The following is a 15,353-nucleotide window of genomic DNA, read 5'->3' as shown; positions in this document are numbered from 1 at the left end:
TTAATAATATCTGTTGATCGACAGATAATCGAAATATATCTGTTAATAAGCAGATAATCAAAAATATCTGTAAAATAGCAGATATACAAGAAATATCTGCTAAAAAACAGATAATAGGGTGCTAATGGGCGCTTATTTCCTCAAATTCGGGGACCAATTGGCCATCAATCCAACTTAACTCGCGAATTTCAACGGAGGTTTTTGTCCAATTTGTAGCTTCATCCAGCATTTCACCAGCTTCTTTCTTGAACAAGATTTTATCCTCAAGCCCTCCGGAATCTGCGGGAAAAATGAAACGCTCATGGTGAAAATAAACTCCAGCATCTGAAACCTTGGTCAAAGAAGCTGTAGGGGTCAATAACCCATTGTGGGCAAATACGTAGATTCCCCCGCCATCAACACCACATGCTTCGGACAGATAATCGATATAAAACATACCATCTAATCCAGGTACGCCTTTATCGTCATATGTTGTAATGCTGAAGGTTGTGTTGGACAAAGGAGTTTTGACTTCAACATAATCACCATTTTCTACATGGCGAATATTCAAAAAGGTTTTTTTGTGCCTTTTGGAATACGCGAAATAATAGTTGATACCGTTGAGTTTTATCCGTTCCAATGCAAGTAGACCACCAAGAATGTATCCCGTGGATTCATTATTGTATCGCACTTCATAGAAAAAGGAATCGAATCCATTGTAGGGCCATGAAAAAGCTGTTTTTCCCACAATTACAACGGATTCCCCAATTTTCAACAGATCCAATACCTCGGATTCCGCACTTGGTTTTGATCGGAGTTTAACATCATTGCCAAACACATAAACTTGTTGGCCAGGCTTAAAAGCACAGGATTCATCCAAGCAATGGTATTTGTTTTGGGCAATGGTAAAAGAACTAGTAATTAGGAAGGTTAGGGCCGTAAATAAAACTTTGGTATTCATATTTGCTGTGTTTTAAATTAAGACAGCCCAAACGGGTGTTATTTTATATACGGCGCAAATTGTTAAAATGGTTTATATGGCAAGAATCCTTGTAAACAAAAGAAGCCCCGTCCATGGCAAGGCGGGGCTTCTAAAATCAACAAAAAACACTATCCTCTTCTTCCCTTCTCCTGCATTTTCTTTTTGCCTTTCATTCTTTTTCCTAGCGTAATTTTTTTCCAGGTTTTATACTGATCTTCTGTCAAAACCTCCTTCATTTGTTGATGATGCGCTATTTGGCGATCTAAACGGGCATTTTCAATTTCAAATCGTTCATCAGCGGTTGGTTTTTGCCAATCCCCGCTTTCTTTTTTGGCTTTAATCTCGGCTCTTTTGGTCTTCATTTCCACTGCTTTGGCCAAATTGATTTCCATTATCTGACGTTGTTGCCCTTCGGTCAAGTCTAGCGTCAAAGTCATCTTTTTGGTGTGCAGCGTAGCCAACTGTTCGGCTGTCATATCAGCCTTCATTTCTTTACCAAATCGCTTTCCATGTTTTTGGGCAGTTGCTCCAATAGCTACCAAGAGGAACAAGGCCATTACCAATTTTTTCATATGCTTAAATTTTAATGATTTTGGAAATTGGACATACCAAGTACCAAATGGTTTAAAACCAAATCAAATTTTAATAAGCTTTTATGAAATTTGGGTTGCCCGGAATCTACTCTTGGGCCAGTTCCAACTCCTCTGTGTTGTTCTCTTCGTCCAACGATTCTTCAAAATCAGTTTCTGCTAGTTCCTTTGCTTGAAGGTGTTGTTGGAACTCTTGGTGTTCTTCCATCACATAATACATAGTGGAAGAACCCATAAAAAACAAAAAATAGATAAGACTCTTGATTTTGTAGGTCATGATTTTAGGATTTGGGATTACTAAAATAGGCAAACCTATTGCCAATATTCACGATATGTTGTGAAACTAGCGATTTAAGATGTGAAAGGGACAAAATGCATGGTATAATCGATAAAATGCATGGTTTGCCCCTTTTTACTTCTTAGTTGTGATATATTCCTACAAAATGCGCCTAGCTTGGATCTAGGATTTGATCGATTCGTTCCAAGGCGTCCTGCAAGTGGTAGCGGCTCATACGATCAGAAATCTGGCTAAGACCGTTACGTATGTCCCTTTTTAGATTATTCAATTCTGCACGTGCTACGGAACGTACATCTGATTGCACTGTATTAATAGCGGTTGATTTACGATAACCTCCAAAATCTGAAAGTCTACCCAAGTTTTCGGCTGTCATCAAATAGCTCAGTCGGTCTATATGTGCTTTTTGCAGATTTCTACGGTAGGTGTCGATTGCTTTTCCACTGCGTGTCTCGGACCAAATACCCTGTCGTAGGTCTTGCATCATTTCCAAAAGACCATACGCATCCTTTCCGTTAATAGTTTCATTTTCTATAATACGGGCCAGTTTCCCCAAATGAAGTATGGTGTTCAGGTACCTTACCTGCGTTGAGCGGATATTTTCCACACTACCTGAATACTGGATCTTGTTGAAAATATCTTGATCAATCAACCATTCTGGCGTGGCAAATAATTGTTCTTGAATAAATTCCATGCAATTCTTTTGATGTGCTTTGTCCACATGTGTGTAAACGGCACCTTCCTGGTCAGCGGTTTTGTGGAATTCATAGACCCCACCAATATTGTTGGAAACATGGCCCATGTAACGCCTATATTGCGCCACAACTTGACCATACAAAGTTTCGAGGTTGTCATAATTACCACCTTCTTCAGTTGTCCAACTGGTTAGATTTGGAACAATCCGCTTTAAGTTGGCAATACCATAGAGACTCGCTTTGATTGCGTCGTCACCCAAATCCTCAGTTTGTGAACTTGGATCATGTATATCGCCAATTTGTTGGTGACCAAATCGATACATAGGATCATTTTCATGTTCCCTTATCCAGCTATTCAAAATAGGTTTTTCATCCTCAGCCGAAGTATCTAAAATTGGTTGATACCCCCATTTGATGGAATATTTGTCATAAACACCAATGTTAGGCATCATTGCAACGCCTTCATCCCCAGGTTGGGCCACATAATTAAATCGGGCGTAGTCCATTATTGAAGGTGCAGTACCATATTTATTTGTAAATGCCGCAGATCGCAAGGAATCCACAGGATAGGCATGACTACTTCCCATATTATGCGGTAGTCCAAGCGTATGTCCTACCTCGTGTGCAGAAACAAAACGAATCAACCGTCCCATGATTTCTTTTTTGAATTCCACGTTCTGAGCATCCGGGTTGATTGCTGCAGTTTGTACAAAATACCAGTTTCGAAGCAGGGTCATAACATTGTGGTACCAATTAATATCGGATTCTAGGATTTCACCACTTCGAGGATCACTAACATGTGGTCCGTTGGCGTTGGGGATAGGCGAAGCCAAATACCGCACTACTGAATATCTGACATCCTCTGGAGACCATTCAGGATCTTCTTCCACTGTAGGTGGGTCTTTGGCAATAATCGCATTTTTAAAACCTGCGGCTTCAAAGGCAACTTGCCAATCTTCTATACCTTGTTTTATAAAAGGCACCCATGTTTTTGGTGTAGCACGGTCAATGTAATAAATAATTTGTTTCTTAGGCTCCACCAACTCACCGGCCTTAAACTTTTCAATGTCCTCATCTTTTACTTCCAAACGCCATCTGTCCAAATAGCGTACAGTCCTACTTTCTTGAGCATCTAATCCGTAATCTACCTGCCCACGGGCAAACCATCCAACACGTTCATCAAAATAGCGTCGTTTCATAGGTTCTTCAGGTAATAGTATCATGGAATTGCTGATTTCTACCGAGATGGAACCTAAACTTTGGTTACTTGGCGCAGCACTTGCGATATAGGTTTTTACGTGTCTTGCCTCTACATTTAGGGGGTAACTTTTTAAGGATTCGATATAACTGCGATCGGCTGCCAATCTACTTATCCTATACTGTGTACGGTAACGTTCTGGCATTCCTAATGCCTTCACATCTTTTGTGAACAACCCATCCACCTCAATAACAGTTGCGGGATTCAGCGAGTCTTTTTTGTTGAAAGCTTTGATATCGAAAGCATAAAGAACTGGCTCAAAGTTGGAATTGACCACCGCCTCATGAATCGGCAGTGAATCTGCCGCAACATTGCCATAGGAAACAACCCTAAGCAATACTTTTTTAGGTTTTTTCTCCCATCGAAGCACTTGGGTGTTGATTTTTCCGCCACCAAAACCAATTCCGGTCGCAGTTTTGGATATTCTGCTCACCATGAGCATTTCCCTATTGAACAAGGAATCTGGAATTTCGTAATACTGTTTGTCATCAACCTTATGTACGGCAAAAAGACCAGGGTCGGTTTCTGCATCTTTGGTAATAACCTTGTCATAAGGTTTTATGGCGTCCTTTTTAGGTTTTTCGCTTTCCTTTTTGGCCGTGTCTGCCTTTTTCTTTTTGAAAAGTTGCGCGTCTGAATGATGAATTGAACCTATTAATAGGAATACCAATAGGATTTTGGGAAGTACTTTTTGAAACATTTATAATCAATTTGGTAATCTCAATGCGCCCAAAGAACCTAAAAAACACGATAATAGACTGTTAAAAAATTACTAACTCTATTTTTTTGTGGGAGAGGTGCTAATCTTTGGGAGTCCTGCATTTTACTGATGGTTTGGCTTGAAACCCTACCTATAGCTGGGCTGAGCCACGTTTGAAATTTCCCTAAAAAAATCAAAATGCTGTAACATTCTTGGAATATGATAGTCTTATAAGCATACATCATCAATCAAAAAATTCAATCAAAAATGAACAAATTATTAATGATTTACGGATGCGTCCTCTTAAGTAGTACCGCCGTAGCAAAAGAGCAACAAAGTGCCGCTGCAGCTGTTGTAGAAAATCATACCGAACAGGTAGGCACGTTTGAGAACAGTGTTAAGCTATTACACGTAAGTAATGGTTTTGAAGATGAGACCTTTAGATTTTATAATTTATGGAATGAAGGGTCCTATGAGTTAAATTTAAGTGATATAGAGTTCTTGGAAGAGGACATGGATATGGACCTAGGTTTTAATACCTCGGATTACCTTCCATCCGATTTTAATCCTTACGAGACCTATTTTGATTTGAATTCCCTTATATATATTGAAGAAAATGAACTGCAATTGGATTTTGACACCAATCGCTATTTACCTGAAGGCTTTGATGCCTATTCAGATGTAGTTGATGTTCATGCCATCAATTATTTGGAAGAAGAGGATTTAGATCTTGGTTTCAACACGGAAGATTACCTTCCAGCTGATTTTTCGGCTTACGAAGCATATATGGATTTAAACTCCATATCATATATAGAGACTGAAACTGAGTGGGAATTGGGTGACGATTTTGAGTATACTTTACCTGAAGGTTTCGATCCATACACCGAAGTATTGGAAGTAGCTTCCATCAATTATATGGAAGAAGAAGATTTGGATTTGGGTTTTGATACCTCAATCTACCTTCCAAAAAACTTTAACCCCTATACCAGGGTTGATTAGGTAGGATGTAATTTTCATTTTACAAATTTTTGAGTTAGTTAGTCAAGAAAGACCCCCTTTTAGGGGGTTTTTCGATTTATGGAGCTAATACAACTCATTTCCTGCTAGTTAACAAAAAAATAACATAGAATTCGATGAAGTGTTTTTGTTAAAATAAACACTTTAACACTATCAATCTGACAAAATATAGATGCTTTGATCAACAGGTTTTCAATGGCGGATTCGAAGCGTTACCAACTCCATTTTTCGGTCGATTTTACCCTAACGTTAACGAAAATCTAATTGTAATAATCTTCACAATATGTGGTTATATCTTTGTCTTAAAATTGAAAAACGACGGTTATGAAAATTAGAAATCTGATTGTAATACTTATTGCCGTAACAACCATTTTTGCTGCGGCGAACAGCCCTAAAAAAAACAATGCCCCAATTCATTATTTTGATGTGGATACTTTAGTATTCATTGAAGAAGATGAACACGGACTAGGTTTTGATACCGCTCCATATCTTCCTGAGAATTTTGACCCTTATAATGGTGAATTTTTCTTGGATGCCATCAATTATATTGATGAAAATGATGACTTGGAGTTAGATTTTGATACATCCGGATATCTACCAATTGGTTTTGATCCGTATATACAATAAAGTTAGTTTCTTACTATTTTTTTGAGTTAGTTAGTTTGTTAGGAGCCCCTCTAAAAGAGGGGCTTTTTTTACTAGAATAATAATGGAATCACAAACTGAAAGACCAAAATCAACAATCCAACTGCGATAAGGTTTAATATGACCCCTACCCGTGCCATTTGTGGCACTTTGACATAGCCACTGGCAAAAACAATTGCATTTGGAGGTGTAGCCATCGGTAACATAAATGCACAGCTACTGGCAATGGTCACAGGTATCAATAAATACAGGATTGGGATATCCAGACCTATGGCAATACCCGCCACTACAGGAGCCAATACGGCTACCAAAGCCACATTACTCATTAATTCTGTCATAAACAGCATTAGGGCAATCAATAAGGATGCTGTGAGCAAGATGCTAATATCACTGCTGGCTATGGCATTGGCAACAATATCGACAATACCGCTAGATGACATTCCTTTGGCCAAGGCCAAACCACCACCAAACAGAATCAAGATACCCCACGCAAGTTTTGAGGTATCTTTCCATTGGATGATAAAATCCCCTTTTTTTAAGTTATAAGGAACTGAAAACAATGCTATAGCAGCAAAAATACTGATCATGGTATCCGACAATCCAAGCGATGGAAAGATACTGTTGATTAGTGTTCGGAAAATCCATAGGAAAACCGTTACGGCGAAAATGGCCAACACCAATTTTTCCTTGCCCGATGTCGGACCCAATTTTTCAAGTTCTTTATGAATTACTTCTTTGGATGCATTGAACTGTAGATCTCGGTTGGGGTACATCCATTTAACCAATACCAAATAACAAATCCCGACCATAACAATCGAAAATGGCAATCCTAATGTCATCCATTTCAAAAAGGAGATTTCCGTATTGTACTCATTTTCCAAAAGTCCAATTAAAACGGAATTAGGTGGCGTTCCAATTACGGTAGCAATCCCTCCCGCGTTGGCGGAAAAAGCAATACCCAACATTACGCTCAAGGCAAAATTTCGATCATTCTTTGTAAAACCATCTTCATCATTGATCAATAGGTTGATTACTGATAACGCAATGGGTAACATGACCACAGTACTTGCCGTATTGCTAATCCACATACTCAATGATCCAGTAGCAATCATGAACCCCAAAACCACTTTGTTGGGTGTGGTTCCAGTCAACTTAATAATATTCAATGCAATCCGTTTATGTAGGTTGACTTTTTCCAAGGCCAACGCCATAACAAAACCTCCAAAAAACAAAAAGACAATTGGACTGCCATAGTTCGCACCAACCTCTCCAATGGGCAATACCTTTAGAATTGGAAAAAGCAATAATGGGAGCAAGGCGGTTACGGAAATGGATACGGCTTCCGTGATCCACCAAATCAACATCCAAACAGCAACGGCTATTACGGGGTCACCTTTTTCAGAAATTAATTCCATGGGAAGATAGGTCAATAAAAGGAATACAATTGGGCCAAGAATAAGGCCTATGATTTTGGATTTTTCCATAGTAGGATATAGGTTCGATGGCTTAAAGATAACGGGTGTGATCCATATGAAAAAACCTTCCCGTATTGGGAAGGTTTCACACTTAACTAAACTCGCCTAATTCAAAGCATTGGAGAGCAGAACTATAAGCTAAATCGTAGTCGGGCAAATAGGTATCTACCACTGTAACCAAATTGAGAGGTTCTTCTGGAATACACAAATTGATCTCCGGAAGTACCGCCAGCTCTGTTTTCATCAGGGTAAACGTCAAATAGATTGTTCGCACCAACGGTTAATGCCAGATTTTCCGAAAATGTCTTGGTAACGGTTAAATCGGTAACCAGCTTACCTCCATATATAGCGTCATCACTTATGGTTGTTCCTTCAACTCTTGCGTCTCCATTAAAATCATCGGGGTCAGTAACTTCTCCAAAGAATACATTTCTCAACAAGAAATCCCATGAATTATAAGACACCAAATTGGTAAGGTTCAATTTTGTCCGGGGCTGTGCCAAGGTTAGGAATGCTTCTTCCTGACCGTCAAAAAATGCACCGCTCAACCCCGCATTCTCAATCAATTCGGGTACGAAAATGTCTTCAACCTCGGTTTTATTGAAGGTGGCTGCGAAATCGTTTTTAAGTATGGCATCACCTAAATTGGTTTTATGTGACAGTACGATATCAACCCCGGAGGATTTGGTATCGATGGCATTAACAAAGAAACGCGCACTTGTGGCTCCTGCAGCTTCAAAAATAGCCTCTAACTCTGGGTCATCCCCATCACCAAAACTACCGGAGTATACAATTCGATCATCAATGTTGATCAAGTAGCCATCTACCGTGATCGTGAAATCACCAAATGTTCCCGTAAAACCAGCGCTAAAACTATTTGAGGTTTCTTCTTTTAGTTTATCGATACCAATCAAGGCGGCGGCTCTACTGTCGTTAGTAAAAGTACCTTGTTCAAAAGGAACATTATCTACAAATACAGTGCTGGTTCTACTAAAAAACTGTTGGTGTAAAGAAGGTGCCCTAAAACCAGAACTACTTGCTCCTCTTAATGCGAGGTTATCTGAAAGTTTGATGCGGGTTGCCAGCTTGTAATTGAATGTACTTCCAAAGTCGGAGTAATTCTCGTATCTACCGGCAAGGCTTAACAGCCAATTCGCTGTAAAGTCTGCTTCAAAATCGGCATAAAGGGATATATTGTTCCTAAACTTTTCTGTGGCATTTCCTGGGTCATATCCCCTGAAAACTTGTGCGCCACCACCTAAAGCTGCACCTGTGAAGTTGTTTCGTACCAATTGATCATTAGGGGTTACACTATTCACAGGATTACCATTGATGTCATAACTGGTATAGGAAGATTCCTCTCCAGCGATAATTTCATACTTTTCCACTTTGTATTCTGCTCCAAACGCAGCGTTGAAACCTTCAAATACATCATCGTAAAACCGATTAAAGTCCAAGTTGGTGGTATTTTGACTGAATCCTAATCCTCCAGCATCGAAAGTTCGCGGGGTGGCTACACCCAAGGTTCCATTACTTGAGTTTCCTACTGTGATATCAAATGAATTTTTTCCATAGGTATTGGAGAAATCCACATCCCATTCGTTAACCTTACCTCGAATACCGATTGCAAGGGATTGATCAAGGATGTCCGTGCCTATATTAGGTAAAAATCCATTGGGAAATGCAGGGGTATTGGCCCGTCCATCACCTTGAGCGGGTCTTCTGTAGAACCCGGATGCCAGACCTTGTCGGTAACTGATACCACCAAAACCATAAATTTCGGTATTGTCGGAAACAGGAATTGACATATTGGCGAAGAACTTTCCTTCTCTTAATCGTGATGTACCTACTTTAAATCTAAAATCTTTTCTAGTTAAACCGCGAGCGGCCAATTCGTCTTCATCTGCATCAAATCCCAATAAATCACGAAAGGTTCCTATATCATCGTCATTGGATAGGTCTAGACCAGCAATTTGATCTTTGACACTTTGGTCAAGATAACCTATGCCTTGTGCGGCATTGGCATAATCCTGCAAGGTCATATCAGCTACTGTGCCTCCGCCATTGGCAAAGACTCTTTCAGCTCCATGAAATCCTTGGAAAATATCCCCTGCATAGTCCTTGTTGCGTAATGCAGGTTCCCGTGTAGACAATGAACCCGTAAAATTGATGTATCCGCCATCGCCAATTGGTAATCCATAATTTGCGTCTAATTGGAACTTTTCTCCGTCACTTCCGCCTTCAAATTGGTTGCTGTTCTCACTGAAATTTGCACCAGTGGTCAAGGATAAATCCAACTTACCAGTTGACTTTTTCAGTACAATGTTGATTACACCGGCAATGGCATCTGAACCATATTGTGCAGCGGCACCATCTCTCAGTACTTCAATGCGCTGAATTGCGGCTGCTGGTATAGCGTTCATATCCGTACCCACGCTACCTGCACCTACGGTACCATTCACATTGATCAAAGCAGTAGTGTGTCTACGTTTTCCGTTAATCAATACCAACACTTGATCCGGGCCCAAACCACGCAAAGAAGCGGGATCAATGTGATCTGTTCCATCCGAAACGGTTTGGCTTTGCGAGGTAAATGATGGCGCTACATAATTTAAGATTTGATTGACACTTACTTGAGGTCCTTGATTTGCAATTGTAGCAACATCAATTACATCAACGGGTACGGTGGTTTCGGTTGCGGTTCTATTTGGATTTCTTGAACCTACCACAACCACATCCTCGAGTTGGGCGGCATCTTCATCTAAGACAATATCAATATTTGATTGTCCGTTTAATGCAATTTCCTTGGTCTTGAAGCCAAGATAGGAGACCACCAAAATAGCATTGTTGTCTTCTAATTCCAGTGTAAAATTTCCATCAAAATCAGCTTGGGTTCCATTTGTGGTTCCTTTTACTAGAATATTGGCACCTGGGAGCGGACCACCTTGACTGTCCTTAACTGTACCTGTGAGTTCATATTGGTCAACCTTTAGATCATCAATCGTTCCTAGCTGTACTTTTTTAAGGACGATTTGATTACCATTGATGGTATAGGTCAATCCTTCGTTTGAGCTCAATCGATTTAAAACAGGAAAAACATTTTCATTGTCTGCAATAAGTGAAGTCTTTTTATCGTCGTTGATTTCGTTTACGTTGTAAAAAAACCGATATCCGGATTGGCTTTTTATTTCCTTGAGGATTTCTTTTAACGGAGTGTTTTCAAATTGAAAACGCATTTTCTTCTGCGAATAGATGTCATTCGCAGTGAGTTGGCAAATCATGAAGAAACTGAGTATTACACTTAATTTCATCTTTAGCGTCATTTTTTGGTTAACCATCCAAATTCTGGATGACTTGATAACCATGCTTTTTTTCATAATTTTGAATGTTTGATTGTTAATAATCTGAGTTAGCGATCTAATATTGGGAAGGTGCTGCAACACCTTCCTTTTTATTTTGATATTGTTATGACATTGTTTTCTATTGTATAGTTAAATGGTGTACTAGAGGCAATGGTGTTTAGAATATGTGTTATCGATTCATTTTCAAACTCACCCATAAATGCCTCATTGTTCAAATCCAAGTTTTTATTGATAAAGGTTACATTGTGTGAGCGCTCTAATTTCTTAAGGATATGGTCAAACTTTAAATTGTCTATGATCAGCAGGTTTTGCATCCATCCTGTATAGATTCTTGTATCCACAAAATGTTTCGAGAACGTACCGTGCTCTTTTGCAAAAGCCGCTTGGTAGTTTGGTGTCAACTTCATTTTAGTGTCCGGATTGGAATTTTCATATACGCGTACTGATCCCTCTACAAGTGTTGTTGCAATAGCCCCATCCGATTTATAGGCTGATACGTTGAACTGGGTGCCTAAAACTTCGATGTCCAGATTTTCTGCGTTTACAATGAATGGACGATTTTTATCTTTGGTTACATCAAAAAAAGCTTCACCACTTAAATAGACGATTCTGTTTTTTGTTGCTGTATTCAAATGTTGTGGAAACTTTAGACTAGTGCCTGCATTTAGCCAAACTTTGGTCCCATCAGATAATGTAAGCGAAAAGGTTTGCCCATAAGGCACGTAAATTTCATTGAATACAAGTTGGTCCTCTTGGGTTGAAGAAGTGCCGCTAAAATCAAGTTCTTTACCATTTTTAACTGCGATGACTTTGCCATTCTTGTTGCTGATGGTACCCGTGTCATCTTTGGACAATAGTTGTTTTGTTCCGTCGGCCAAGGTAATCACCACCTGGTTTAATTGATTTATTTCTTGGTGTTCAGTGGAAGTGATTTGCGAACTTTGTTCAGAATTCCAAGGCTTGGCCACTATTAAACCCAGAGATATCAATCCAATAAAGATTGCTGCATATTTCCATTGATGCTGAACAAAAGGATTACGTTTCTTTCTTTTTTCGATTGATTTCAGGAATGTGACATACGCATCTTTACCGTCAAATTGATGGTAAAGGTTGTTTTTGGACCTATTCTTGATTTCTGTTCTAAAGGTTCTGAGGTTGTTGTTATTTGCCAAAACCCATTTTTTGAGCTGTTTTCGCTCTTTTTTGCTAATCGTCCTATTCAGGTACTTTTCGATTAATTCTTGCATATAATGGCAGTCTTTCATCTTAAAGATGCTGAATTGACAAAAAACCCCTACGTTTTTTATAAATTTTTTACTTTAGTCCATATTTTCTTGAAAATGGATGAACAATTACTCTTATCGAAACTTAGGTCCGGCGATGTTTCCGCCTATGAGTATTTGTTTGACGAGTACTATGATTGGCTTTGTAATTACATCTTTCAATTAAGTGGTAATCGCAGCCTATCCAAGGACATTGTGCAGGAGGTTATTTTAAAACTATGGGAAAAGCGTAAAAACTTGAACATCAAGGGTTCATTAAAGTCTTACTTGTTTAAGGCTTGCCATAATCAATTCCTTATGCACATAAGAAAGGAGAAAAATAGGGCTGATCTATTGGATAAGGTACGCTGGGAAACTATTTATGATAGCTATTTTGAGCAAAAAGAAGAGGATTCCACTATGAAATCCGTGTTCGACAAATTAGAGGAGTTGATTGAAAAACTTCCTCCAAAATGCAAGGAAATATTTATCATGAATAAGTTAGAACGACGCAAATACCGCGAAATAGCGGAAGATATGGGAATTTCCATAAAAACCGTGGAAAATCAAATGTCCAAGGCACTTAGAATCATCCGCGAAAATGCCTCAGTGTTAATGTTCTGATATGAATTTTGACATCTTAGAGGTAATTATTTACTTCGCCAATCACCACATTGTCCACTATTGAATCTTTCGAAATAGCCAATTAGCTTTAACTCATCAAATGCAGGAGGTTTAAATTTTGATTTATTAGTTAGGCAAGGTGCTTCATTTAATAGTTGACCGAAATAATGATTGTTTTCCTTAAGGAATTCATTTCCTATCTGTGTTGGTTCACGCATTATAAAATATCGTTTGTATAGTAACTGAACGATATCATTATTATGGTCTTTAATGAAGAACTTCTCTATACCATCAAAACTGGACTTATAAAGTGGAACTGCTCCATCTACCAATAACTCCAATGGTAATACCCTTGTTTTAAGGTCAAAGGATCCATCTCGATCCAAAAAAAGTAATTTGGACATTTCATTTGACCTATTATCAATTTCCACCTTGGCAATACGGATTCTTTTTTTATTCCGGACAACGATTTCAATAACTTCTGAGGCATTTAAACTTAAAATCTCTGCTTTCCTATCCTTTTTATAAAAAACCTGCGTTACCTCTTTGGTTTTGGAAATATGAGCTACAAAGCATTTAAGTTTTTCGCCATTTGTTTTGACAATTTCCGCTTTGCTAAAATTAATCTGTGCGCTTACCGTCATGGTGCACAGAAGTGTGAGGTAATACAATAAAATCTTCAATGGACTTAGATGTTTTTATGAATGAAATGAATCATTATAAATCGCAAAAACTATAGATTTATTGCTTTAGTTTAGCAAACAAACCATCATCGTTTTTCTCAACTTGAAATAAGCCCAACTTTGCCAAGTTTTTAGTGCTTTTATCCCACTTTTTACCGCTTAATCCTGCTTGGCTTTTAAGTTCCGCTAATAGCATTTCACCTTGAGGTTTTAAAATCTCCATGATGACCTTTTCCTCGTCAGTTAACTCCACTTGTTTTTTCTCAGGTCGCATTTGTGGGAAGAACAGTACCTCTTGGATGGAGGAGTTGTTGGTCATGAGCATTACCAAACGGTCAATTCCAATTCCAATTCCAGAGGTAGGTGGCATACCATATTCCAAAGCACGAAGAAAATCCTGGTCAATGAACATAGCCTCATCATCGCCTTTTTCAGATAATCGTAGTTGCTCTTCAAACCGTTCACGTTGATCAATAGGGTCATTAAGCTCAGAATAAGCATTGGCCAATTCTTTACCATTGACCATCAACTCAAAGCGCTCCGTCAAAGCTGGATTACTTCGATGTTCCTTGGTCAAAGGACTCATTTCCTTTGGATAGTCGGTTATAAATGTAGGCTGTATGTAGTGATGCTCACATTTTTCGCCAAAAATCTCATCTATAAGTTTTCCAACGCCCATGGTTTCATCCACCTCTATGTCTAACTTTTGGGCTACTTCACGCAATTGCGTTTCGTCCATACCTGCAACATCATGACCTGTGTGAACCTTGATAGCCTCCAAAATAGGTACTCTGGCGTACGGTGCTTTAAATTCGATTTCGTTTGCACCAACCTGGATCTTGGTACTACCATTGGCATCTATGGCAATTTTTTCCAAAAGCTGTTCGGTGGTGTCCATCATCCAATTGTAATCCTTATAAGCAACGTAAAGTTCCATTACGGTGAATTCCGGATTGTGGGTGCGGTCCATTCCTTCATTTCTAAAATCCTTGGAAAATTCATAAACCCCATCAAACCCACCAACAATTAATCGTTTTAGGTATAATTCGTTGGCAATTCTTAGGTATAAAGGAATGTTCAACGCATTATGGTGTGTTAAAAATGGTCGAGCCGCAGCACCACCGGGAATAGGCTGTAAAATTGGGGTTTCCACCTCCAAATAGCCTCTTTCATTGTAAAATTCCCTTATGCTATTGGTGATTTTGGTCCTTTTAATGAATGTTTCCTTTACCGACGGATTTACTACCAAATCCACATAACGCTGACGGTATCTTAATTCAGGATCATTGAATTCATCATAAACGTTCCCGTCAGCATCAACTTTGGGCAATGGTAGTGGACGTAATGCCTTGCTCAGCAGACTGAAGTTCTTGACCATTACCGTTTTCTCTCCAACTTGGGTCGTAAACAACTCACCTTCTATGCCAATAATGTCACCTATGTCGAGCAACTTTTTATAGACCTCATTGTATTGGGTTTTATCGTCTCCAGGGCAAATTTCATCCCTATTGAAATAAACCTGGATTCTACCTTCACTATCCTGCAGTTCGGCGAAGGAAGCCTTTCCTTGGATTCGACGAGACATCAATCTACCGGAAACAACCACCTGTTTACCTTCTGCAAAATCGTTTTTGATGCTATTTGAAGTAACATCCACTGGATATAATGCGGCTGGGTAAGGGTTTATACCCATTTCCCTAAGCTTTGCCAATTTTTCCCTTCGAACGATTTCCTGTTCCGATAGTTGCATAGTCTATAAAAAATTAAAGCGCAAAATTACACTTTT

12 protein-coding genes are annotated in these 15,353 nt (G+C 39.0%); 3 read left to right on the top strand and 9 right to left on the bottom strand.

Going from position 1 to position 15,353, the window contains the following annotated elements:
- Positions 1-121 precede the first annotated feature (121 nt).
- The 4 genes from M3P19_RS06450 to M3P19_RS06435 all read right to left on the bottom strand — a co-directional run bounded on the left by M3P19_RS06450 (position 122) and on the right by M3P19_RS06435 (position 4,499).
- A complete protein-coding gene (locus M3P19_RS06450) occupies positions 122-940 on the bottom strand; it encodes an SH3 domain-containing protein (protein WP_249656834.1) in 819 nt (272 codons plus the stop codon).
- A gap of 149 nt (positions 941-1,089) precedes the next feature.
- The gene (locus tag M3P19_RS06445) at positions 1,090-1,533 is read right to left on the bottom strand and encodes a hypothetical protein (RefSeq protein ID WP_249656833.1); all 444 of its coding nucleotides are present in this window, start codon (positions 1,531-1,533) and stop codon (positions 1,090-1,092) included.
- A gap of 106 nt (positions 1,534-1,639) precedes the next feature.
- The gene (locus tag M3P19_RS06440) at positions 1,640-1,828 is read right to left on the bottom strand and encodes a hypothetical protein (protein WP_249656832.1); all 189 of its coding nucleotides are present in this window, start codon (positions 1,826-1,828) and stop codon (positions 1,640-1,642) included.
- 172 nt (positions 1,829-2,000) lie between these two features.
- The gene (locus M3P19_RS06435) at positions 2,001-4,499 is read right to left on the bottom strand and encodes a zinc-dependent metalloprotease (protein ID WP_249656831.1); all 2,499 of its coding nucleotides are present in this window, start codon (positions 4,497-4,499) and stop codon (positions 2,001-2,003) included.
- 267 nt (positions 4,500-4,766) lie between these two features.
- Here M3P19_RS06435 and M3P19_RS06430 point away from each other — a divergent pair, with 267 nt between their 5' ends.
- Entirely contained in the window at positions 4,767-5,498 is a 732-nt protein-coding gene (locus tag M3P19_RS06430; protein WP_249656830.1) for a hypothetical protein, read from the top strand.
- A 342-nt stretch (positions 5,499-5,840) separates the two neighbouring features.
- Complete coding sequence (locus M3P19_RS06425; protein WP_249656829.1) at positions 5,841-6,143, top strand: hypothetical protein; 303 nt, start codon at positions 5,841-5,843, stop codon at positions 6,141-6,143.
- A 71-nt stretch (positions 6,144-6,214) separates the two neighbouring features.
- Here the strand turns inward: M3P19_RS06425 and M3P19_RS06420 are convergent, their stop codons facing one another.
- From M3P19_RS06420 to M3P19_RS06410, 3 genes are all read right to left on the bottom strand, one after another.
- Positions 6,215-7,645, bottom strand: coding sequence for an SLC13 family permease (locus M3P19_RS06420; RefSeq protein WP_249656828.1), 1,431 nt, complete (start codon positions 7,643-7,645; stop codon positions 6,215-6,217).
- A 122-nt stretch (positions 7,646-7,767) separates the two neighbouring features.
- A complete protein-coding gene (locus M3P19_RS06415) occupies positions 7,768-11,013 on the bottom strand; it encodes a TonB-dependent receptor domain-containing protein (protein ID WP_249656827.1) in 3,246 nt (1,081 codons plus the stop codon).
- A 74-nt stretch (positions 11,014-11,087) separates the two neighbouring features.
- Positions 11,088-12,245 (bottom strand): FecR family protein, encoded by a 1,158-nt coding sequence (locus M3P19_RS06410; protein ID WP_249656826.1) that lies wholly within the window; start codon positions 12,243-12,245, stop codon positions 11,088-11,090.
- Between the two features lie 3 nt (positions 12,246-12,248).
- On the opposite strand from M3P19_RS06410, the gene M3P19_RS06405 reads away from it, so the two are divergent.
- Complete coding sequence (locus M3P19_RS06405) at positions 12,249-12,884, top strand: RNA polymerase sigma factor (protein ID WP_249656825.1); 636 nt, start codon at positions 12,249-12,251, stop codon at positions 12,882-12,884.
- Positions 12,885-12,910: 26 nt separating this feature from the next.
- Here M3P19_RS06405 and M3P19_RS06400 read toward each other — a convergent pair whose 3' ends face one another.
- Both M3P19_RS06400 and lysS read right to left on the bottom strand, forming a co-directional pair.
- Positions 12,911-13,567, bottom strand: a complete 657-nt coding sequence (locus M3P19_RS06400) for a hypothetical protein (protein WP_249656824.1) — start codon at positions 13,565-13,567, stop codon at positions 12,911-12,913.
- A gap of 58 nt (positions 13,568-13,625) precedes the next feature.
- Positions 13,626-15,317 carry a lysine--tRNA ligase gene (lysS, locus tag M3P19_RS06395; protein ID WP_249656823.1) on the bottom strand — a complete coding sequence of 564 codons (1,692 nt, stop codon included), beginning with the start codon at positions 15,315-15,317 and terminating at the stop codon, positions 13,626-13,628.
- Positions 15,318-15,353 lie beyond the last annotated feature (36 nt).

Origin of the sequence: Flagellimonas spongiicola, assembly GCF_023502425.1 — a bacterium.
GTDB classification, from domain to species: domain Bacteria; phylum Bacteroidota; class Bacteroidia; order Flavobacteriales; family Flavobacteriaceae; genus Flagellimonas; species Flagellimonas spongiicola.
This window is presented reverse-complemented; position numbering and strand designations above follow the sequence as displayed.

Bases quoted from the DNA above. Each gene is read 5' to 3' on its own strand.
- M3P19_RS06410 (WP_249656826.1), bottom strand. From the start codon at position 12,245: ATGCAAGAATTAATCGAAAAGTACCTGAATAGGACGATTAGCAAAAAA.
- M3P19_RS06420 (WP_249656828.1), bottom strand. From the start codon at position 7,645: ATGGAAAAATCCAAAATCATAGGCCTTATTCTTGGCCCAATTGTATTC.
- M3P19_RS06405 (WP_249656825.1), top strand. From the start codon at position 12,249: ATGGCAGTCTTTCATCTTAAAGATGCTGAATTGACAAAAAACCCCTAC.
- M3P19_RS06435 (WP_249656831.1), bottom strand. From the start codon at position 4,499: ATGTTTCAAAAAGTACTTCCCAAAATCCTATTGGTATTCCTATTAATA.
- M3P19_RS06415 (WP_249656827.1), bottom strand. From the start codon at position 11,013: ATGAAAAAAAGCATGGTTATCAAGTCATCCAGAATTTGGATGGTTAAC.
- lysS (WP_249656823.1), bottom strand. From the start codon at position 15,317: ATGCAACTATCGGAACAGGAAATCGTTCGAAGGGAAAAATTGGCAAAG.
- M3P19_RS06440 (WP_249656832.1), bottom strand. From the start codon at position 1,828: ATGACCTACAAAATCAAGAGTCTTATCTATTTTTTGTTTTTTATGGGT.
- M3P19_RS06425 (WP_249656829.1), top strand. From the start codon at position 5,841: ATGAAAATTAGAAATCTGATTGTAATACTTATTGCCGTAACAACCATT.
- M3P19_RS06430 (WP_249656830.1), top strand. From the start codon at position 4,767: ATGAACAAATTATTAATGATTTACGGATGCGTCCTCTTAAGTAGTACC.
- M3P19_RS06450 (WP_249656834.1), bottom strand. From the start codon at position 940: ATGAATACCAAAGTTTTATTTACGGCCCTAACCTTCCTAATTACTAGT.
- M3P19_RS06445 (WP_249656833.1), bottom strand. From the start codon at position 1,533: ATGAAAAAATTGGTAATGGCCTTGTTCCTCTTGGTAGCTATTGGAGCA.